Below are 19,241 nucleotides of genomic sequence, written 5' to 3' on the forward strand. Positions count from 1 at the left end.
ACGCCCGCTGACGACCGCTTGGGCGCGACCCCCGTGCCCGACGTGGCGAGGGCCGGGTGTTCCGCCCGGCCGGGTGCGGCCGACTGCGCGGTGGACGTCTCCCGCGATCGACGCCGCCGAGCGGTCGGCCACCTCGTCGCGCTTCCGGCGGGCGCCCCTGGCGGAACACCGTCTCCACCTCGGTCGGGACGCTGGGCTTCTCCCCGATCCCACGGGACCAGCGCCCGGTGACCGAGGCTCGCTCCCACTCCGTGGTGCCGAAGGCGGTACGCCACCGTGAGCTCCGACACGCCCACTCCCCTCGCCCCCGGTCCGCGCCCGCCGTGGCGACAGCACTGGGCCGAACCGGTTGTCAAGTCACGGTTCGTGCGACTTTCCCGGTCGCGGTGCTCCGGAGTGCACTCATCCCAGTGCCCCAGCGCCTCGCGCCAGTCCGCATGAGACGCCCGGAAACGAACACGAGTCAGGAGTGGTGATGGGTTCCAACGATGAGCAGGGTTCGCGCCGGATCTCGATCTTCGACACCACGCTGCGCGACGGCGAGCAGGCACCGGGCAACGCCATGTCCGCTCACACCAAGCTGGAGCTGGCGCTGGCCATCGAGGCGCTGGGCGTCGACGTGATCGAGGTCGGGTTCCCCAACTCCAGCCCCAGCGACTTCGCCGCGCTGCAGATGGTGTCCCAGGCGCTGACCACCGCCCGGTTCTGCTCGCTGACCCGCGCCAACCGCGCGGACATCGAGGCGGCCGTGGCGGGCGGCGGCACCGAGCGCCACCAGGTGGAGATCCTGGTGACCGGCAGCGAGCTGCACATGGAGCACAAGCGGGGTATCACGCGTGAGCAGAACCTCGCGGAGACCAGGGACGCCATCAGGTTCGCGCGTTCACTGGGGCTGCGGGACATCTCGCTCGGTGTCGAGGACGCCAGCCGCGGTTCGGACGACCTGCTGCACGCCCTGGTGGACACCGGTCTGGCCGAAGGCGCCACGACCGTGCTGCTCGCCGACACGACCGGCCACATGGTGCCGTCGGAGTTCGGGGAGATGATCGCGAAGGTCCGCTCCTGGATCCCCGACGAGATCGTGCTGGCCACGCACTGCCACGACGACATGGGCCTGTCGCTGGCCAACGCGCTGGCCGGGATCGAGGCGGGCGCCGACGAGGTGCAGGCGACGGTCGCCGGGATCGGTGAGCGGGCGGGCAACACCCCGCTGGAGGAGCTGGCGGCGGTCCTGACCTACAAGGGCCACCGGTTCGGGGCGCACACCACGCTGGAGACCTCCCGCCTGTACGAGGTGTTCCAACTGCTGTCCGACAGGATCGGCATGGCTCCGCCGCGCAACAAGCCGATCTTCGGCGACAACGTCTTCAGCACGCTCGCGGGCATCCACCAGGCGGGCATGCTGCGCAACCCGATCACCTACGAGTACGTCGAGCCGGAGCGGTTCGGCCGAGAGCGGCGAATCCTGGTCGGCAGGCATTCCGGCAGGGCGGTGCTGCGCCACGTGTTCGACGAGCTGGGCATGCCGTGGGACCCCGAGCTGGGCCAGAAGTTCTACGAGGAGCACATCGCGGGCCAGGCCGACGGCGAGTACATCTCCACCACCGAACTGGCCCGAGTCCTCAGCTCCACCCTCCTGGCGACGGCGGACTCCTGATGTCCGCGCCCCGCACCATCATCGACAAGGTCTGGGACGACCACGTGGTGCGCTCCGGCGATGCGAGCGACCTGCTCTACATCGACCTGCACCTGGTGCACGAGGTGACGTCACCGCAGGCGTTCGACGGCATCGAGCACCAGGGCAGGGCGGTGCGCAGACCGGACCTCACCCTGGCGGTGGAAGACCACAACGTCCCGACCGACAGCCTGCTGATCCGCGACGCGATGAGCAAGGCCCAGGTGCAGCAGCTGCGCGCGAACTGCGAGCGGCACGGCATCGAGCACCTCGCGCACGGCGACGGCAGGCAGGGCGTCGTGCACGTCGTCGCGCCGGAGCTGGGTCTCGTGCAACCGGGGATGACCGTGGTGTGCGGCGACAGCCACACCTCGACCCACGGCGCGCTGGGGGCGTTGGCGTTCGGCGTCGGCACCAGCGACGTCGAGCACGTGCTGGCCACCCAGACGCTGTCACTGGCCCGGCCGCGGACCATGGCCGTGGAGTTCACCGGCGCGCTGCCGCCGGACGTCTCCCCCAAAGACCTCGTCATGGCGCTGATCGCGCAGATCGGGGCGAACGGCGCGCACGGCCACGTCCTGGAGTACCGCGGCCCGGTCATCCGGCAGATCTCCATGGAGGGCCGGATGTCCATCTGCAACATGACCGTGGAGGCCGGTGCCCGCGCCGGACTGGTCGCGCCCGACGAGATCACCGAGGACTACCTGGCCGGACGCCCGGCCGCGCCCACCGGGGCGCAGTGGGACGACGCCGTGGCCGCGTGGCGGGAGCTGCGCACCGACGAAGGCGCGAGGTTCGACCGGACCGTCGTGGTCGACACGTCCGAGCTGACACCCTTCGTCACGTGGGGCACCAACCCCGGTCAGGCAGCGCCGCTCGGCGACGGTGTGGTGCCCGACCCGGACTCGTTCAGCGAGCCCGGCGAGCAGGCCGCCGCCCGGCGCGCGCTGGCCTACATGGGTCTCGAGCCCGGCACGAGGATGCGCGACATCCCGATCGACACGGTGTTCCTGGGGTCCTGCACCAACGGCCGGATCGAGGACCTGCGGGCGGCGGCGGCCGTGCTCGACGGCCGCAAGGTCGCCCCCGGTGTGCGGATGATCGTCGTTCCGGGCTCCATGCAGGTCCGCGCCCAGGCCGAGCGGGAGGGCCTGGACGAGGTGTTCACCGCGGCGGGCGCGCAGTGGCGGCTGGCCGGGTGCTCGATGTGCCTCGGCATGAACAACGACCGGCTCGGCGGCCCCGCCCGCGTGGCGTCCACGTCCAACCGCAACTACGAGCGCAGGCAGGGCGACCACGCCCGGACCCACCTGGTGTCGCCGTCGACCGCGGCGGCCACGGCGGTGGCCGGGCACCTCGCCTCGCCGCGGGACCTGATCGGAGGCGACCGGTGACACCACCGCCGTTGACCGTCCACACCGGACGGGCCGTCGTACTCGCGCGGGACGACGTGGACACCGATCAGATCACCCCGGCGCAGTTCTGCAAGCGGCTGACCAAGCACGGCTACGAGGACGCGCTGTTCGCGGGGTGGCGGGGCCAGCCGGGGTTCCCGCTGGACCAACCGCACCTGCGGGACGCCAGCGTGCTGGTGGCCGGGAACAACTTCGGCACGGGCAGTTCCAGGGAGCACGCCGTGTGGGCGTTGCGCGACTGGGGGTTCGTGGCCGTCATCGCCATCAGCTTCGGTGACATCTTCCGCCGCAACGCCTTGAAGAACGGCCTGCTGGCGATCAGCCTGCCGGAGGCGGACGTGGCCGCGCTGTCGAAGGCAGCGGAGACCGACCCGGACCTGCCGGTCACCGTCGACCTGGAGGAGTGCGAGGTGCGCGCCGGGGAGCTGCGGCGCCGGTTCGACGTTGACAGCCACGCCCGGTACCTGCTGCTCAACGGCCTGGACGACATCGCGCTGACCGAGCAGCAGGACGAGGACATCAGCCGGTACGAGCGCGGGCGCAAGCCGTGGCTGCCGTCGCTGCGGCCGGGGTGCCTGTCCGGGCGGGGCGCGTCATGACCACCGAGGTGCGGGCAGCCCCCGGAGCGGGCCGCGTCCGCATGGACGGCGTGGCGGGCCACACCGCGCAGCGCGCCCGCGGACTGCGCGACAGCGAACTGGCCAAGTTGCTGCGGTCGAGCCGGAGTGACGTCGTCAACCTCGCCGTGGGCACCCCACAGTTCCCCGAAACGCCCGGCACAGCGGTGGGCGCGGCGATCACCGCCTTGAAGACCGGGCGCAACCAGTACGAGCTTCCGCTGGGCGAGCAGGCCCTGCGGGAGCGGATCGCCTCATCGCTGAACTCCCCGGCGGACCCGTCGACCGAGATCACCGTGACCGCGGGCGCCACCGAGGGGTTGTGCGTGGCGCTGCAGTCGCTGGTCGACCCAGGTGACGAGGTCGTCGTGTTCGAGCCGTTCTACGAGAACTTCCTCGGCACGATCGCGTTGGCCGGGGGTGTGCCGCGGTTCGTGCCCCTGCACGAACCGGACTGGCACTACGACCCGGCCGACCTGCGCGCCGCCTTCGGCCCCCGCACCAGGGCGGTGCTGCTGAACTCGCCGAGCAACCCGACGGGCCGGGCACTGCGGTACGAGGAGCTGGCCGAGATCGCCGAACTGTGCGAGCGGTGGAACGCCGTGGCGGTGTCCGACGAGGCGTACGCGGGGCTCGTCTTCGGAGCGCGGCGGCACCTGTCGGCCGCGGACGTGCCCGGTCTGCGGCAGCGCAGCATCGTCGTGGGCTCGCTGTCCAAGAGCCACGCGATCAGCGGCTGGCGGCTGGGATACCTGCGGGCCGAGGCGGAGCGGACGAGCATCCTGCGCCGGATCCACGAGGTCACCACCAACGGCACGGCCGCGCCGCTGCAAGCCGCGATCGGCAGCGTCGGGCTGCAACCCGACTGGGCGGCGCGGCAGGCGGAAGCACTGGCCTGCCTGAAGGACACCGCGGTGGCGCTGTTCGAGCGCTTCGGCGTCGGCTTCGAGACGATCGAGGGCGGTTGCTTCGCGTTCGGCCGCATCGACGCGCTCACCACAGAGGACAGCACCGCGTTCTGCGAACGGCTGCTGCGGGACTTCGGCATCCTGCTGGCCCCTGGCAGGCCGTTCTTCCACAACCGCGCGCGCGGTGACCGCTACGTCCGCATCGCGTTCAACCGTCCACCTGCCGTTTGGCGGGAAGTCGAAGCGCGGCTGTTCGGCCGGATTTGAGAGGGGAACCATGACTGTCATCGCCGTGCTCCCTGGCGACGGCATCGGGCCGGAGGTCATCCAGGAGGCCGTCCGCACGCTCGACGAGCTCGACCTGGGGTTGACGTTCGACGTCCTCGAGCACGTCAACGCCGACACCTTCCTCGCGTCAGGCACCGCGTTGACCGCCGACGACGTCGCGCGCATCCAGCGCAGCGACGCGGCGCTGCTCGGCGCTGTCGGCGATCCGCGCGTCACGACCCCCGACTACGTGCGAGGAGTGCTGCTGCGCCTGCGCTTCGAGCTGGACCTGTACGTCAACCACCGCGCGGTGAGCCTCTTGGCCGACCACCTCAGCCCGCTCAAGGACACCAAGCGCGGCGCCATCGACTGCGTCGTGGTGCGGGAGAACAGCGAGGGCCTCTACGCGGGTATCGGCGGCTCCCTGCGCCAGTCCACGCCGCAGGAAGTCGCCCTCGACGTCGAGGTCAACACCTACACCGGCGTCTCCCGCCTGCTCGACTACGCGTTCGACATCGCCCGGTCCGAAGTCTGCATGGTCGACAAGTCCAACGCGGTGCCCAACGGCGGCCGACTCTGGCAACGCTGCTGGGCGGAGCACCGCGGTCGTCACCCTGGGACTCCCACCCGGCACCTGTACGTCGACGCGGCCGCGATGCTCCTGGTGGCCGACCCCGCCAGTTTCGACGTGATCGTCACCAACAACTCCTACGGCGACATCCTCAGCGACCTCGCGGCGGAACTCGGCGGCGGCATCGGCACAGCCGCATCGGGCAACCTCAACCCCACCACCGGCTTCGGCCTGTACGAACCCGTCCACGGCAGCGCTCCCGACATCGCCGGGCTCAACCGCGCCAACCCCGTCGCCGCCATCCTCTCGGCGGCGCTGATGGTCGAACGGCTCGGCCACGGGGACGCGGCGGCCGCGGTGCGCTCCGCGGTGGCGCGGGCGGTGATCCAGCGACGGTGCACCCCGGACCTCGGCGGCTCGCTGACCACCACCGAAGCCGGCGCCGCCATTCGGGCGGAGCTTGGCTGAGAGGTGTCGCGCGCGGTGATCGCCTCCCCCGGAACCAGCCGGGGGAGGCGATCACCGCTGCTCCGCCGCGCGGACCCGCTGCGTTCAGGTGCCGATCCCCAAGCACGGCTCCACGGTGCTCGTCGCGGCGGGTCGAGGTGGTGAGGCGGGCCGAGTGCCGCCCGGCACTCCTGCCAGGTTCGGCTGCCGTCACCTCGCCGTGGGCGGGCGCGGGACAGTCGAGGGGTCCTCATCGGACGGCGCGAGGCGGAGGTACGCACCACCGGGCGAGGCCGGACAAGGGCGCAGGCGGTGAGACACGCACGGGATGTCGGCTCGATCGGTCGACGGCGACGAAGCAAGTGCGGATCGACCGCCACCACGCCGACGGCAGTGCCGTCGGCGTGGCCCGGACAGCGGATCGGTCCCGACGGCTCCAGCCGACCGGGCTGATCCTCACGCGGGAGTCCGGCCTGCGCGGGTCAGGCCCCCGCGACCGGCGAGGTAGCCGAACTGGAAGCGGCTCTGGGCGTCCATCTGGCGCATCAGCTGGGCGATGTGCTTGCGGCAGGTCCGCACCGAGAGGCCGAGACGGCGGGCGATGATGTCGTCCTTGACGCCTTCGGTGAGCATGTTCAGGATCGTCTGCTTGATCTCATCGGTCACCGCCTGGTCGTCCAGGTGGTGGGGGACGAACGGCTTCGCGGTCGTCCAGATGTGTTCGAACACGCCGCGCAGGAAGCCGATCGTCGCGGAGCCGCGGATCACCGCCGCGCCGCCGGAACCGGTGGCCGCGGGGATGAACGCCACTTCGTCGTCGAAGACGACCAGATAGCTGAACAGCACCTCGCATGTGCGGATGTCCGCGCCCGCCTCGCGCAAGGTGCGGATGTGCTCCCTGATGGGCAGGTCGAAGCGGGCCGAGTGCTGGTAGAGGGTGCGCATGCGGATACCGCGTTCCAGCATCTGCAGGTCCCGCTCGTGGGCTTCGCGCAACTGGTCGGCGCTGCGGCCGCCACCGGGTTGCACCATGAGCACCTCGGCACGGCAGCGCACGGCCCACTCGTTGAGCAGGCACCGCACCGACTGGGCGTCCGGCACGACGTCGACCACCTCCTCCACCGAGGCGCCGCTCCTGCTCGCCTGGTACAGCGGTGACAGCCGGGTCAGCGCGTCCCTCAGTCGCGTCACGCTCCGCTGCCGGGACAGGATGTCGATCTCGATGGGGGCGAGCACCCCGGCCGCGGCCAGGTCGGGGTTGGCGGGCACGAGCCGGTCCGGTTCCCCCGGCAGCGACTGGACCAGCTGCAGCGCGCGCAGCTCGTCAACGACCCGCCGGGCCTCCGGCAGTGGGACCCGCAGCATCGCGGCCGCTTCGCGCACGGTGAAGCCGTCGCCGTTCAAGCCCCACTTGTAGACCCGCATGCCCTCTTCGCTCAGCGGCGGGACGCCGCATCCCCACGACATCCCGCCGGATCGCTCCTCGCCTGTCGTCTGCTCGTTCACGTGCCCAGCGTGCGTGCCGCGCTTCCTGATCCGTTCCCGCAGCCGTACCGCGGTCGCGTCAGCGGCAGTCCCACCCGCGTCCCCTGGCCGCGGCGAGCACGGCCTCGCGGCGTCTGCGCCCCTCCGCCTTGGCGCCCGTCGCGTCCGCCATGTCGAACTCGGCCCGGATCGTGAGGGAGGTGCGGCCGTGGCCGATCCGCTCACCCTGGTAGACGTCCCGCACCCGCACCAGGTCCCGCCGAGTCATGCCCGCCTCGGCGACCAGGTCCAGCACCTCCCGCGCCTGCTGGCCGGGCGCGAGGTCCACCGTCACGTTGAACGCGGGCAACGGGACCTGCGGCACCGGCCGCACAGACCGCCGCACCAGCGGCAGCGCTTGCAGCGCCCCCAGATCGAGGTCGACGCAGAACAGCTGCGGACCGAACACCCCCGCCCGGCCCACCCGCTCACCGCCGACCAGCACGGTGAAGGACGGATCGAACACCGAGCGCTCCGCGGGCACCAGCTCCGGTTCTCCGCGCCCCGCGCCCAGCATGCCCACCAACCCGACCAGGTCGGCGAAGGTGACGGCCCGTGGCTCCGGGTCGACCAGGGACGGCGGCAGCAGCGCCCCGCCCAGCACGGCGGTCATGCGCCACTGCTCGTCCCCTGGTCGGGCCGAGCGCGGGACCGGGCCGATCTCGAAGTGGTGAGCCGCCCCGGTGTGCTCCAACGACCGGGTGGCCACGTCCAGCACGGCGGGCAGCAGGGAATCACGGACCCGCAGGTTCCTCAACCCGGTGCGGCCGCGCACTTCCATCGGGTCGACGCCGGTGGGGTCGATGGACGGCAGGTCCGACGACGACGGCCACAGCACCGGGGTGGTGACCTGCTGCAAGCCCCACCGGACGGCCACGTCGCGCAACGTCCGGCGCAGCTGCCTCGCCGGGTCGACCGACGGCACGCGGTCCCACGCGGGCAAGCGGACCGGGATCGACCGGTACCCGCGCAGCCGCGCGACCTCCCCGGCGACCATCCGGGCGCAGGTGAGGTCCTCGCGCCAGAACGGCGGGCTGACCCGCAGCGCGCCGTGCTCCACCACGGCGGGCACGCCCGCGGCGCTGAGCAGGGTCGCGGCCGCTCGGACGTCGACGTCCGGGGCGATGATGGCGCGCAGCTCAGCTTCGCCGATCGTGAACACCGGCCGGGGCGCGGGCGTGACGCCTCCCGCCGCGGTCGCCTTGACCTCACCCCGCGCCCATGCCGTCACCAGTTCGACGACCCTGGCCACCGCCAAGTCGCACCCCGCCGACGGCAGCCCGCACGCCAGCCGCTGCCCCGTGCCGTCCAACCGGCCCGCGGTGCGCAGCACCTGCCGCATGGCCTCCGGCGGCAACCACCACGAGTAGACGACCACCTCCCGGCAGTTCCGCGGCAGCTCGGCCGCACCCTTGCCGGGGACCGCCAGCACCTGGTCCCCGGCGGCGACCACGACCTCGCCCTCGGCGTTCGTCCGCAGAGCGAGGCCGTCCAGCGTGCCCTCGGCCGCGTGCACGGGCTGCCCGGTCTCCAGCTGAACGAAGGCCAGCACGTCGGCCACGGTGCCGGTGAGCCGCACACCCGCCGCCGTCAGCCACTCCGCCTGCGGACCGGGAACCTCGACCGGTCCGGGCAGGACGACCGCCGCTGCGGCGAGCCTCGCCGGGGCGGGCTCGACCAGGAGGGCGAAGTCGGCGCGCAGAACCGGGGGGTCGACGGGCAGTGCCCCCGCGGCACGCTCGTCCGCCGCCTGCCCGAGGCGACCGCGGATCTCCGCGGCCAGTCCCAGGACGGACGTCAAGTGCCCCAGGCCAGGGGGCGCCAGCACCTCCACCGCCGCCCCGCGGGCGTCGTCGATCTCGCCGACCTGTGCGCCCGCCGCGCGCAGCCAGCCCGCCAGGTGCGAGCGGTCGACACGGCGGCCGCACAGGTCGTCCAGCCATGCCAGTGGGACCCGCACGACCATCACCTCCTCGGTGCGCTCAGTCGAACTGCTCCAGCACGCGCGTGTCGTTGATCAGCAGCTCGCGGATGTCGGTCAGGCCGTAGTCGAGTCTGAGCAGCCGCTCCAGGGAGCAGCCGAAGCTCAGCGCGGTGGTCCGACCGGGCGGGTAACCGCAGGCGGTGAGCACCTCGTCGCGCAGCACTCCCCCGGCACCGATCTCCACCCGGCCGCGCTGCCTGCACTCGGGGCAGCCGTCCTCGCACACCGGGCACTCGATGTCCAGGGCGAACCCCGGCGCTGTGAAGGGGTAGTCGCTGCGCTTGAGCCACCACCGGTGACCCGCGCCGAACAAGCCGGTCACCAACCGGTCGAACAGCCCCGCGAGGTCGGGCAGGCCCAGCCCCGGCTGCACGACCACGCCCTCGGCCTGGGTGAACTGGGAGTTGGAGTACGCCGACCCGGTCTCATTGCGGAAGCAGCTGCCCACCAGCAGGGCGCGCAGCGGGCCGGGCGCCGCGCGGCGCAGCAGCGCGGGCACGCCCGCCGAGCTGTGCGTGGTGAGCACCACCCCGTCCGCGGGGCTGAAGGTCAGCCGCGTGCGGGTGGGGTGGTCGGCCGGGTAGCCCAGCACGTCGAAGTTGTCCGCCGCGGTGGCCAGCAGCGGCAGGTCGACGACCTCGAAGCCCAGCGGTGTGAACGCTTCCGCGATGCGGTCGGCCAGCGATACCACGGGGTGCACCCGCCCCACTCGGGGTCCGGCCGGGGGGAGCCCCGGATCGCGCAGCCGGGTGGCGACGGGTGCACCTGTCCGCAGGCTCATCAGGCCGGCTTCTCGTAGACGGCGATGTGGTTCTCCGACGACGCGTCGAACGGCACGTTCGCCCAGTCGCCCCAGCGCTCCCGCAGCCGCAGTCCGGCGATCCGCGCCATCAGGTCCATCTCGGACGGCCAGGTGTAGCGCAGGAACGCCGGGTACAGCTTGATCCCGTCCTCGCGGACCTCGATGTGGTTCTCGAGGATCTGCTGGGTGGCCCGGTCGAAGGTGTCCGCCTCGATCCGCACGTGGTCCAGTCCGACCTCGTAGACGTGCGCGCGGCCGCCGAACCGGAACCGGGTCGGGTCCGGCATGAACGTCTCCACCACGAACAACCCGCCGGGCTCCAGGTGCGCGGCCACCGACTCGAAGCAGCGGATCTGATCCTCCTGCGTCTGCAAAGCGTACAGGGAGTTCAGCAGCAGGAGGATCAGCGAGTACTTGCGCTCGAGCTTGAAGTCGGCCATGTCGCCGATGGTGACCTCGATCGCCTCGCCGCCGGGCTTGGTGCGCATGACCTCCACGATCTCCGGCGACGCGTCCAGGCCGTCCAGCGGCACACCGCGTGCCACGAGCGGGATCGCCACCCGTCCGGTGCCGATGCCGAGCTCCAGGCACCGGCCGCTGCCCCGGCGCGCGCTGAGGAACTCCACCGCCGCGTCCGGGCGCGGCCAGCCGACCTCGTCGTAGACGTTCTTCCACCGCGGGCCGTAGGTCTCGGGGCTCCAGTCGACCATGCGTCTCTGCCTCTCTGTGTGTGCGGTCCTCAAGCGCGTTCAGACCAGGGGACCGAGGACTTCCAGTTCGTGGGTGGCCAGCGCCAGCCGGTCGGCGACCTCGTCGGCGTCGGGTCCGGTAGCCATCACGTAGCCGACGCGCCCGTACAGGTCCTCCGGCGGCGGTGCGACGATGTCGCCGCGCGGGCGCAGCTCGCCGACCTCGTAGACCCACGGCCGCGACCGCAGTTCCGGTGCTGGGGCCAGGCCGTCGAACCGTTGCCGCCCCCGCGGGTAGAGGAAGCGGCAACCGGCCGCGTGGTCCCGGACCTCCCGCCGCTCCGGCTCGCGGCCCAGCGCGGCGGCGGCGAGCAGGCCGCCCATCCGCACGCCGCGGGCCACCTCCACGATCAGCGACGAGATGTCCCCCGGCGGACGGCCGTTGAGCTCGATCACGCGCGGACCCCGGGAGCTGAGCTTGATCTCGACGTGCGCCACGGTCCGGTCCATCCCGGCGGCGAGCACGGCCCGGCGGGCCAGCTCGAACCCGTCGGTGGTGGCGGGCTCGGTGAGCGCGCCGTTGCCCGCGATGTACCCGATCTGGATGGGGTGCTGGTCGTACCCCATCACGTAGCGGTACCAGGACACGGGCGTGGCCACGCCGTCGACCACCCAGAAGTCCACGGCGAACTCCTCGCCGTCGATGTACTCCTCGATGAGGGTGCCTTCGCTGGCCATGCCCTTCTTGTCGATGTGCACCGATGCCAGGAACGCGGCGTCGAAGTCCGCCGGGTCGTCCACCCGGCACACCCCGGCACTGCCGGACAGCCCGCGCGGCTTGACCACCAGCGGGAAGCCGATCTGCGCGGCGGCGGCCCGCGCCGCGTCCAGGTCGTGCACCAGCACCGACCGCGTCGGCGACAGCCCGGTGGCCGCCAGCATCTGCCGCTGCCGGTGCTTGTCGCGAGCCAGCTCGGCCGCGGCCACCGGCAGTCCGGGCAGGCTCAGCGCCTCGGCGAGCCGAGCGGCCAGCAGCACCGAGCCCTCGGTGTGCGTGCACACCGCGTCGATCCGGTTGCGCCCGGCCAGCACCTTGGCCAGCCGCAGCGCGTCCCCCTCGTCGTTGGGGTCGAACACCTCGTGGTCGCGCACCCAGCGGTGCTGCCAGGTCAGCGGCGCCGAGTCGAGCAGCACCAGGTCCGCCTCGGTGGCGAGCTGGTTGAACATCGGCTCGTTGCTGAGCTGGTAACCCGACCCGACGACGAGCAGGGTCTCCCGCCGTCGCGTCCCGCCTTGACCGGACATCGTCACACCACTCCTCTCGCCGACCGCTGACCGGCCGCATTCGTCTCGCTCTGTCTGTTGTCGCGACGCTGTCCCGCCGCGATCACCGCGATCGCGACACCGCCGACCACGTAGCCGGCCAGTTGCAGGCCGAGGTAACCGCCGAAGCCCAGCGCGGTGAACAGCGGCAGGCACAGCGCCGGGGCCGCCAGGTTGCCCATTCCGTAGACCAGCGAGGTGGACGACGAGTAGACCGCGACCCGATGGGGTGGCGCGTTGGCCACCACCACCGGTTGCAGGCTCGGTGCGATCAGGCACTGACCGATGGCGAACACCAGCGAGTACCCGGCCGCCAGCAGCAGCCGCGCCCAGCCCGCGGACACCACGCCCGCTCCAGCCAGCAGCACCAGGCTCGCGCACCAGCAGATGATCGCCGCGCGCAGCGCCGGTATGTACCCGATCCGCTCCACCGCGCGAACCACCAGTCCCTGCAAGGCGATCACCGAAATCGAGTTGACCGCCAGCACGACGCTGATGCCCGAGACCGTCAGCTGTGCGCTGTCGCGCAGCACGATCGGCAGCACGGACTCGACCTGGCCGAGCCCGAAGACCACGAGCATCCCTTGGAGCAGCAGGACCCAGAGGAACACGCGGTCGGTGAACGGCGCGACGACTTCGGCCAGCGACGCCCCCGTCGTCTCGCCGGGTGTCCCGACGCGGTCCCGTCGGCGGGCCCGCGCGATCCCGATCAGCACCAGGCCGTAGCCCAGGTACGTCAACCCGTTGACCGCGAAGCTCAACTGGTAGCCCGTGGTGCCCAGTGAACTGGCCAACGCGCCGCCCGCGATCGACCCCGCGCCGACCGCGCCCGCGCTGACCCGGTACTTGGCGGCCAGCACGCGCCCGAGGTTGTCCGCCCCGAACACCGACAGCAGCATCGGTGTCTGCACGGCGTAGAAGATCCCAGTGCCCGCGCCCGACAGCAGCGCCGCGAGCAGGTTCAGGTCGGCGGGTTGCCTGGCCACCAGGAAGAAGGGTCCGACGGCCTGGCAGGCGGTGGCCAACACCGCGATCCGCCCCGGCCCGACCCGGTCGCACAACGCGCCCGCGACCGGATTGACCACCAGGCCCGCCACGGCGAACAGCATGAAGTACAGCGATACGCCGAACACCGACAGGCCCATCTGCTCGCGCAGGTAGACCGCGGTGAGCGGGAACACCAGGCCGGTGCCCGCCGTGGTGAGCGCCCAGCCTGCGAGGTAGCGCCTGCCGAACGGCAACCGCGTGACCCTTGTGCTCATCGGTTCCGTCGTCCCACTCCGGTCACGGTCAGCCCGTGGCCACGCAACTGGTTCTCGTCGAGCAGGTTGCGGGCGTCGATCACGATGTCGCCCGCCATCAGGTGCGCCAGCAGCGCCCAGTCCAGCTCGCGGAACTCCGGCCACTCGGTCAGCAGCACGACGGCCGCGGCGCCCTTCACCGCCAGGCCGGGGTCGTCCACCACATTCCAGTCCTCCGCCAGGCCGGGAGCACCCGGCCGCACCGTCGGGTCGTACAGGCTCAGCTCGGCGCCCTCGTCGCGCAGGATCTCGGCCACCGCCAGGGCGGGCGAGTCCCGCAAGTCCGCGGTGCCCGCCTTGAACGTCAGGCCGAACACGCCGATGCGGGCGCCGCGGACCGAACCGCCGAGGCTGGCCCGCACCTTGTCGGCTACGCGTTGGTGCTGGCGGGTGTTGATCTCCAGCGCGCCCTCGATCAGCGGCAGCGCCACCCCCTGCTCGCGGCCGAAGGTGAGCAGCGCCCAGGTGTCCTTCGGCAGGCACGGACCGCCCCAGCCGGGGCCGGGTTCCAGGTGCGAACGGCCGATCCGGGCGTCGTAGCCCAGTCCGGCGGTGACACTCACGATGTCCGCGCCGACTGACTCGCACAGCTCGGCGAGCATGTTCACGTAGGACAGCTTGGTGGCCAGGAACCCGTTGGCGGCGTACTTGATCATCTCGGCGCTGGCGTTGTCGGTCAGCACGACGGGCGCGTCGGTGGTCCGGTACAGCCCTGCGACCACCTCGGCCGCGGCCGGGTCGTCCGCACCGATGACGACCCGGTCCGGCTCGCGGAAACCGGCGATGGCGCTGCCCTCCCGGAGGAACTCCGGGTTGGACACCACGGCGACGTCCGGGCGCGCGATCAGCCCGCGCACCCGCGCCGCGGTGCCCACCGGCACCGTCGACTTGAGCACCAGCACCGCGCCCCGCGGCAGCAGCCGTTCCAAGTCCGCCGCCACACCGTCCACGACGGACATGTTCGCCGCGCCACCGTCGCCCATCGGCGTCGGAACGCAGATGAAGACGACCTCCGCGGGCACCTGGCCGGTGACGGCGGCCGCCAGGTCCGTGGTGAACCTCAGCCGCCCGGTGCGCAGGCCGGTGGCGACCAGGTCGGGCAGGCCCGGTTCGAGGATGCCGACCTGGCCGCTGCGCAGCCGGTCGACCTTGGCCGCGTCCACGTCGACGCAGGTCACCTGGTGCCCTTCGGCGGCCAGGCAGGCGGCCGTGGTCAGGCCGACGTAGCCCGCGCCGACGACGGCGACGGCCCTCGGGTGTGAGTTCGGCTGTGACATGGCGGTCCTCTCATCCCACGCTGTTCACGGCGACAGCCGGGGCCAGCAGCGACTCCACCGCGTCCAGCGCCTCCTCCGCGGAGCCCACGACGTGGAAGAGGTCGTGCCGCCGGGCGAAACCGCGGCCGAGCAGGTCGCGGACGAGGTCGCGCAGGGTGGCCCAGTCGTTGGCGACGTCGACCAGCACCAGCGGCCCCACGTCGAGGCCGAGCGCGGTCATCGAGACCACTTCCAGCACCTCGTCCAGAGTCCCGTAGCCGCCGGGCAGGGCGATGAACGCGTCCGCGCGCTCGATCATGATCCGCTTGCGGTCCAGCAGGTCATCGGTGAGCACGACCGTCTGCGGCGGCAGGTGGTGGCCTGCCTCCCTGGAGCGCAGGAAGTGCGGGATCACGCCGAGGATCTCCCCGCCGCGGTCGGCCGCGCCGCGCGCCACCGCGCCCATCAGCCCGACTCCGCCCGCGCCGTACACCAGCTGGTGGCGCCGGTCGGCGAGCAGCTGGCCCAGCTCGGTGGCGACCTGCTGGTAGCGGGGCGAGTTGCCGGTCGAGAAGCCGCAGAAGACGCAGAGCGCGTACCTGGGGCTAGAGGTATCCATAGCTGAGCCACCCTCCGTCCACCACGATGGTCTGGCCGTTGACGTAGTCCGCGTCCGCGGAGGCCAGGAACAGCACCGGTCCGGTGATGTCGGCGGGCGCCCCGCGCCTGCCCGCCGGGATGCGCGCGACGATGTCGTCCTCCGCCAACGCGGCCGGGTGCGGGGTCTCGATCCGGATCATCCCCGGGGCCACGCCGTTGACGTTGACCCCGGCTGCCGCCCACTCCACGCCCAGCACCCTGGTCAGCTGGACCACCCCGGCTTTGCTCGCGGCGTACGCGGCGCGCTCGGGGAACGCGGTGAACGACAGCAGCGAGCCGAAGTTCACGATCTTCCCCGCGCCCGCGGCGAGCATGTGCCTGCCGAAGACCTGGCAGCACCGCAGCGTGCCCGCGACGTTCGTCGTCAGCAGTTCGTTCACCTGGTCGGCCGGGAAATCCGCGGACGGGCCCATGGTGAACACGCCTGCGGCGTTGACCAGGACGTCGACCCCGCCGAACGCCTCGGTCACCTGCCGATCCGCGGCGGCCACCTGCTCGGCGTCGCCGACGTCGCAGCTCACCGCGACGTAACGACCGCCCAACGGCGCCATCTCCGCGGCCACGGCGTCGACTTGCTCCTTGGTCCTCGCCAGCACGGCGACGTCCGCGCCCTCGGCGGCGAAGGCGAGGGCGACCGCTCGGCCGATCCCGCGCCCGCCGCCGGTGACCACCACCCGCCTGCCCGCGAACCTGCCTGCCATCACCGCGCCCGGAACTGGCCGATCCAGTGCACCTGGTTCGGCTTGGTCGCGGTCGGCAGGTTGCGGTACAGCCGCAGTTCGACGCACTCGAACCGGTTGGAGTCGAACGTGGCGAGGATCTCCGCGCTGGTGACCCGGCGCGGGCCGGTGCCCTCCACCATGTGGTCGGAGAACGAGTTCAGCACGAACAACCCGCCGGGCCGCAGCAGCCGGTGCACCTCGGCGGCGTAGACGGGCCGGGCCTCGTCGCGCATGTTGTGGAACACGAAGGAGTCCGTGACGACGTCAGCCTGGTGCGAGGGCAGCGGCACATCCAGCGCGTCGCCCTGGATGAACCGCGCGGACACGCCTGCCAGATCTGCCCAGGCCCTGGCCCGCTCCACGGCTTGCTCGGACAGGTCCACGCCGGTGACGTCCATGCCCTGGGCGGCCAGGAAGACGGCGTCGACGCCGGGGCCCGAGCCCAGGTCGACCACCCGGTCACCGCGCCGGATCACGCCGTCGATGACCAGCTTGATCAGCTCGATGCCGGGTGACGCGGTGAACCAGGACAGCTCGGCCAGCGGGCTGTCGGCGTACACGGTCGCGAACTTGTCCACCCAGCTGTCGGTAAACGCCTTCACCTGATCTCCTCCGATGCGTTGGCAGTGGTCAACAAGAGCTCTCCGAGGTCGGCGGGCACGTCCAGGTGCACGTAGTCCGGCACCTGGAGGTCCACCGAGCCGGGCAGTTCGAACACCACGAGGTCGTCCTGCGTCGCCACCGGGGTGAAGCCGAGGAACCGGTACGTCATCCGCATCTGGCGGTTGCGGTCGGTGGGCCGGAAGTGCGCGCGCACACCGGCGCCCCTGGCCCGTGCCAGGCCCACGACCACTCCGACGAACGCGGTGCCGATGTTGCGGCCCATCACCCGGCAGGACATCAGCAGCAGCCGGATGGTCCACATCGGACCACTGGTGGCCACCACGGCGAGCCCGATCGTGCCGTAGCCGCCGAACCGGTCCGTCAGCGTGGCCACCAGCACGCGGTGGCCGGGGTCCTCGGCCAGTTCGGCCAGCTCCCGCTCGCCGAACGTCAGACCGGTGGTGTTGAGCTGGTGCGTGCGCTGGGTCAGCTCGGCTGCCCTGGCCAGGTCCTGCGCGGTGGCGTCCCGCACGGTCAGCCGCATGCGCAGCGAGCGCAGGAACTCCTCGGCCGGGCCGGTGAAGTTCGCCTGCTCCACGCCGCGGCGCTGCTCGGCGAGGTAGAGCTGCCTGCGCTGGGCGGCCTCGGGCGTGACCGCGGCGGGCAGCACGTCACCACCTTCCAGCAACTCCGCGAACCGCGACGGGGACACGCACCGGACCTCGGGCAGCGCGCTGGCGACCTCGGCCCGCTCGAAGTCGGAGTCGTCGACGAACAGCAGGCTCGCGGTGGCGATGTTGAGTTGCTTGGCGATCAGCCGCAGCGACTCGGACTTGGCCTGCCAGCCCACCTGCGGGTGCAGGAAGTACTCGGCGAGGCCCTGCCTGGCCAGCTCGGCCAGCGTCGGCTCCGGATCGTTGCGGCTGGCCACGGACTGCAGCACGCCGCGCTGGTCCAGCAGCCGGACGAACTCGCGGTGCCGGTCGGGGACCACGACCCGGTCGCCCTCGACGAGGGTGCCCTCCCACAGGGTGTCGTCCAGGTCCCAGACCACGCACTTCACCGGCTCGCTCACCGGTCACCTCCTTGTCGGGTGGCCGCCTCGCGGCGCAGCAGGTCCGCGCCGACGAGGTCGAGCAGCACCTCGTTCGGACCTTCGATCACCTGGTAGGTGCGGGCCGCCTGGCTGAGTCGGGTCAGCCGGTGTCCCTCGGCCAGTCCCGCGGCGCCGAGCACGCGGGAGGCGTGATCGGTGGCGACCGAGACGGCGCGAGCGGCCAGCACCTTGGCCCGGCCCGCGGCGGTGGCCGCCTCCGGGTCGCGCTCCTCGACGCGCTCGGCGGCGGCGCGGACCATCGCCCACGCCGCTTCGGCGAGGATCGACGCCTCGGCCAGCAGGCCGCGCACCAGCTGGCGGTCGCCGAGGGCGACGCCACCGACCTGGCGCTGCGCGGCGTGCGCGGTGGCCAGCTCCACGGCCGCCTGGGCGACTCCGACCGCCGCCGCGGCCACCAGCACGCGACCCAGCGTCAAGCACGAGGTGGCCACGTGCGGCACTCCGAACCCCGGACGACCCACGGCGAGGTTCGCGGAGGTCGGTGTGGCGTCGAACTCGATATCGGCCAGCCGGGAGGCGCGCAGCCCGGTCGTCGGCGGCTCCGGGCTGACCCGCTGGCCCGCGCCCGCCGGGACCAGCGCGCAGCTCCCGCCGCCGTCGCTCATGCCGAAGACCAGGAAGACGTCTGCCAGCTCGCCGAAGCTGATCCACCTCTTGCGGCCGGTGACGAGGATCTCGCCGTCACGTTCGGCCAGGGTGGTGCGCAGCGATCGGATGTCGCTGCCGGACTCGGCTTCGGTGAGCGCGAACGCGGCGATCTTGGTCCCGGCAGCCAGTTCCGGCAGCACCAGCTCGCGCAGATCGGACCGTCCCCAGCGCAGCACCGCCTGGCACACCATGCTGTGCACCACGAGCAGGCTCTGCAGGCTGGGCGAGAAGCCCGCCATCGTGCGGTGCACCTCGACCACCTCCGGCAGGGACCACCCGTCACCGCCGTAGCGCCGGGGCACGGTCAGGCCCAGCAGCCCGGCGTCCGCGGCCTCCCGGACGCCCTGGGCGTCTACCGCGCCCGCCTGTTCCCAGTGGTCGGCGCGGTCGGGGAAGTCTCCGTGCCGCAACCACTTCAGCACGTCGACGACCGAGGCGCTCATGACAGCCGGAGCTTCTCTGCGACCAGGCGGGTCAAGCCGTTGACGGTGTTGAAGTTGGCCAGCTCCAGGTCCTCGTCCTCGACCTCGATGCCGAAGGTCCGCTCCACGAAGTCGACCATCTGGATGGCGGCGACCGAGTCGACCACGTGCTCGGTGATCAGCTCGCGGTCACCGTCCAGCTCTGACACCCCCACCAGGCCGAGCACGTATTCGCGTACCTGCTGGTGCACCTCGTCGTAGCTGACAACCTGCTTCGTGCCGGACACCGC

Annotated in this window: 18 protein-coding genes; 5 read left to right on the forward strand and 13 right to left on the reverse strand. The window is 72.1% G+C overall.

The genetic code is table 11. From position 1 onward, the window contains the following. Nucleotides 1–475 precede the first annotated feature (475 nt). The 5 genes from IEZ00_RS28325 to IEZ00_RS28345 are packed head-to-tail and all read left to right on the forward strand — an operon-like array spanning nt 476 to nt 5,921. Nucleotides 476–1,657 carry a LeuA family protein gene (locus tag IEZ00_RS28325; protein ID WP_189226410.1) on the forward strand — a complete coding sequence of 394 codons (1,182 nt, stop codon included), beginning with the start codon at nt 476–478 and terminating at the stop codon, nt 1,655–1,657. Further along, nucleotides 1,657–3,069 (forward strand): 3-isopropylmalate dehydratase large subunit, encoded by a 1,413-nt coding sequence (leuC, locus tag IEZ00_RS28330; RefSeq protein ID WP_189226411.1) that lies wholly within the window; start codon nt 1,657–1,659, stop codon nt 3,067–3,069. The genes IEZ00_RS28325 and leuC overlap by 1 nt, the downstream gene beginning before the upstream one ends. An 11-nt stretch (nt 3,070–3,080) precedes the next feature. Beyond that, nucleotides 3,081–3,689 (forward strand): 3-isopropylmalate dehydratase small subunit, encoded by a 609-nt coding sequence (gene leuD, locus IEZ00_RS28335; RefSeq protein ID WP_209618258.1) that lies wholly within the window; start codon nt 3,081–3,083, stop codon nt 3,687–3,689. Beyond that, nucleotides 3,686–4,882: a pyridoxal phosphate-dependent aminotransferase gene (locus tag IEZ00_RS28340; RefSeq protein WP_229796166.1), complete on the forward strand. Its 1,197-nt coding sequence runs from the start codon at nt 3,686–3,688 to the stop codon at nt 4,880–4,882. The genes leuD and IEZ00_RS28340 overlap by 4 nt, the downstream gene beginning before the upstream one ends. Before the next feature lie 10 nt (nt 4,883–4,892). After that, nucleotides 4,893–5,921 (forward strand): isocitrate/isopropylmalate dehydrogenase family protein, encoded by a 1,029-nt coding sequence (locus IEZ00_RS28345; protein ID WP_189226413.1) that lies wholly within the window; start codon nt 4,893–4,895, stop codon nt 5,919–5,921. Between the two features lie 435 nt (nt 5,922–6,356). Here IEZ00_RS28345 and IEZ00_RS28350 read toward each other — a convergent pair whose 3' ends face one another. The 13 genes from IEZ00_RS28350 to IEZ00_RS28410 are packed head-to-tail and all read right to left on the reverse strand — an operon-like array spanning nt 6,357 to nt 19,238. Next, nucleotides 6,357–7,406 (reverse strand): helix-turn-helix transcriptional regulator, encoded by a 1,050-nt coding sequence (locus IEZ00_RS28350; RefSeq protein WP_189226414.1) that lies wholly within the window; start codon nt 7,404–7,406, stop codon nt 6,357–6,359. Nucleotides 7,407–7,464: 58 nt separating this feature from the next. Beyond that, nucleotides 7,465–9,384 carry a phenylalanine--tRNA ligase subunit beta gene (locus IEZ00_RS28355; protein ID WP_189226415.1) on the reverse strand — a complete coding sequence of 640 codons (1,920 nt, stop codon included), beginning with the start codon at nt 9,382–9,384 and terminating at the stop codon, nt 7,465–7,467. 22 nt (nt 9,385–9,406) lie between these two features. Further along, nucleotides 9,407–10,189 carry a tRNA ligase subunit PheS family protein gene (locus tag IEZ00_RS28360; protein WP_189226416.1) on the reverse strand — a complete coding sequence of 261 codons (783 nt, stop codon included), beginning with the start codon at nt 10,187–10,189 and terminating at the stop codon, nt 9,407–9,409. Continuing rightward, entirely contained in the window at nt 10,189–10,920 is a 732-nt protein-coding gene (locus tag IEZ00_RS28365; protein WP_189226417.1) for a methyltransferase domain-containing protein, read from the reverse strand. Before IEZ00_RS28365 ends, IEZ00_RS28360 begins: the two co-directional genes overlap by 1 nt. Nucleotides 10,921–10,959: 39 nt before the next feature. Then, nucleotides 10,960–12,204, reverse strand: coding sequence for an ATP-grasp domain-containing protein (locus tag IEZ00_RS28370; protein ID WP_189226418.1), 1,245 nt, complete (start codon nt 12,202–12,204; stop codon nt 10,960–10,962). 2 nt (nt 12,205–12,206) lie between these two features. Next, a complete protein-coding gene (locus IEZ00_RS28375; RefSeq protein ID WP_189226419.1) occupies nt 12,207–13,484 on the reverse strand; it encodes an MFS transporter in 1,278 nt (425 codons plus the stop codon). Continuing rightward, on the reverse strand, nt 13,481–14,800 hold the full coding sequence (locus IEZ00_RS28380; RefSeq protein WP_189226420.1) for a UDP-glucose dehydrogenase family protein: 1,320 nt from the start codon (nt 14,798–14,800) through the stop codon (nt 13,481–13,483). Before IEZ00_RS28380 ends, IEZ00_RS28375 begins: the two co-directional genes overlap by 4 nt. Nucleotides 14,801–14,810: 10 nt before the next feature. Next, complete coding sequence (locus IEZ00_RS28385; RefSeq protein WP_189226421.1) at nt 14,811–15,398, reverse strand: LOG family protein; 588 nt, start codon at nt 15,396–15,398, stop codon at nt 14,811–14,813. Next, nucleotides 15,385–16,140, reverse strand: a complete 756-nt coding sequence (locus IEZ00_RS28390; protein WP_189226422.1) for an SDR family NAD(P)-dependent oxidoreductase — start codon at nt 16,138–16,140, stop codon at nt 15,385–15,387. Before IEZ00_RS28390 ends, IEZ00_RS28385 begins: the two co-directional genes overlap by 14 nt. Then, nucleotides 16,140–16,763: a class I SAM-dependent methyltransferase gene (locus IEZ00_RS28395; RefSeq protein ID WP_189226423.1), complete on the reverse strand. Its 624-nt coding sequence runs from the start codon at nt 16,761–16,763 to the stop codon at nt 16,140–16,142. Before IEZ00_RS28395 ends, IEZ00_RS28390 begins: the two co-directional genes overlap by 1 nt. Beyond that, nucleotides 16,760–17,839, reverse strand: a complete 1,080-nt coding sequence (locus tag IEZ00_RS28400) for an HAD-IIIC family phosphatase (RefSeq protein ID WP_189226424.1) — start codon at nt 17,837–17,839, stop codon at nt 16,760–16,762. The genes IEZ00_RS28395 and IEZ00_RS28400 overlap by 4 nt, the downstream gene beginning before the upstream one ends. After that, complete coding sequence (locus IEZ00_RS28405; RefSeq protein WP_189226425.1) at nt 17,836–18,972, reverse strand: acyl-CoA dehydrogenase family protein; 1,137 nt, start codon at nt 18,970–18,972, stop codon at nt 17,836–17,838. The genes IEZ00_RS28400 and IEZ00_RS28405 overlap by 4 nt, the downstream gene beginning before the upstream one ends. After that, nucleotides 18,969–19,238, reverse strand: a complete 270-nt coding sequence (locus IEZ00_RS28410) for an acyl carrier protein (RefSeq protein ID WP_189226426.1) — start codon at nt 19,236–19,238, stop codon at nt 18,969–18,971. The genes IEZ00_RS28405 and IEZ00_RS28410 overlap by 4 nt, the downstream gene beginning before the upstream one ends. Between the last annotated feature and the right edge of the window lie 3 nt (nt 19,239–19,241).

This window comes from Saccharothrix coeruleofusca, assembly GCF_014648515.1.
GTDB classification, from domain to species: Bacteria; Actinomycetota; Actinomycetes; order Mycobacteriales; family Pseudonocardiaceae; genus Actinosynnema; species Actinosynnema coeruleofuscum.

Excerpts from the sequence above, each read along its gene's own strand:
- IEZ00_RS28325 (WP_189226410.1), top strand. The coding sequence starts at position 476 with ATGGGTTCCAACGATGAGCAGGGTTCGCGCCGGATCTCGATCTTCGAC.
- leuC (WP_189226411.1), top strand. The coding sequence starts at position 1,657 with ATGTCCGCGCCCCGCACCATCATCGACAAGGTCTGGGACGACCACGTG.
- IEZ00_RS28340 (WP_229796166.1), top strand. The coding sequence starts at position 3,686 with ATGACCACCGAGGTGCGGGCAGCCCCCGGAGCGGGCCGCGTCCGCATG.
- IEZ00_RS28345 (WP_189226413.1), top strand. The coding sequence starts at position 4,893 with ATGACTGTCATCGCCGTGCTCCCTGGCGACGGCATCGGGCCGGAGGTC.
- IEZ00_RS28360 (WP_189226416.1), bottom strand. The coding sequence starts at position 10,189 with ATGAGCCTGCGGACAGGTGCACCCGTCGCCACCCGGCTGCGCGATCCG.
- IEZ00_RS28365 (WP_189226417.1), bottom strand. The coding sequence starts at position 10,920 with ATGGTCGACTGGAGCCCCGAGACCTACGGCCCGCGGTGGAAGAACGTC.
- IEZ00_RS28370 (WP_189226418.1), bottom strand. The coding sequence starts at position 12,204 with ATGTCCGGTCAAGGCGGGACGCGACGGCGGGAGACCCTGCTCGTCGTC.
- IEZ00_RS28375 (WP_189226419.1), bottom strand. The coding sequence starts at position 13,484 with ATGAGCACAAGGGTCACGCGGTTGCCGTTCGGCAGGCGCTACCTCGCA.
- IEZ00_RS28380 (WP_189226420.1), bottom strand. The coding sequence starts at position 14,800 with ATGTCACAGCCGAACTCACACCCGAGGGCCGTCGCCGTCGTCGGCGCG.
- IEZ00_RS28385 (WP_189226421.1), bottom strand. The coding sequence starts at position 15,398 with ATGGATACCTCTAGCCCCAGGTACGCGCTCTGCGTCTTCTGCGGCTTC.
- IEZ00_RS28390 (WP_189226422.1), bottom strand. The coding sequence starts at position 16,140 with ATGGCAGGCAGGTTCGCGGGCAGGCGGGTGGTGGTCACCGGCGGCGGG.
- IEZ00_RS28405 (WP_189226425.1), bottom strand. The coding sequence starts at position 18,972 with ATGAGCGCCTCGGTCGTCGACGTGCTGAAGTGGTTGCGGCACGGAGAC.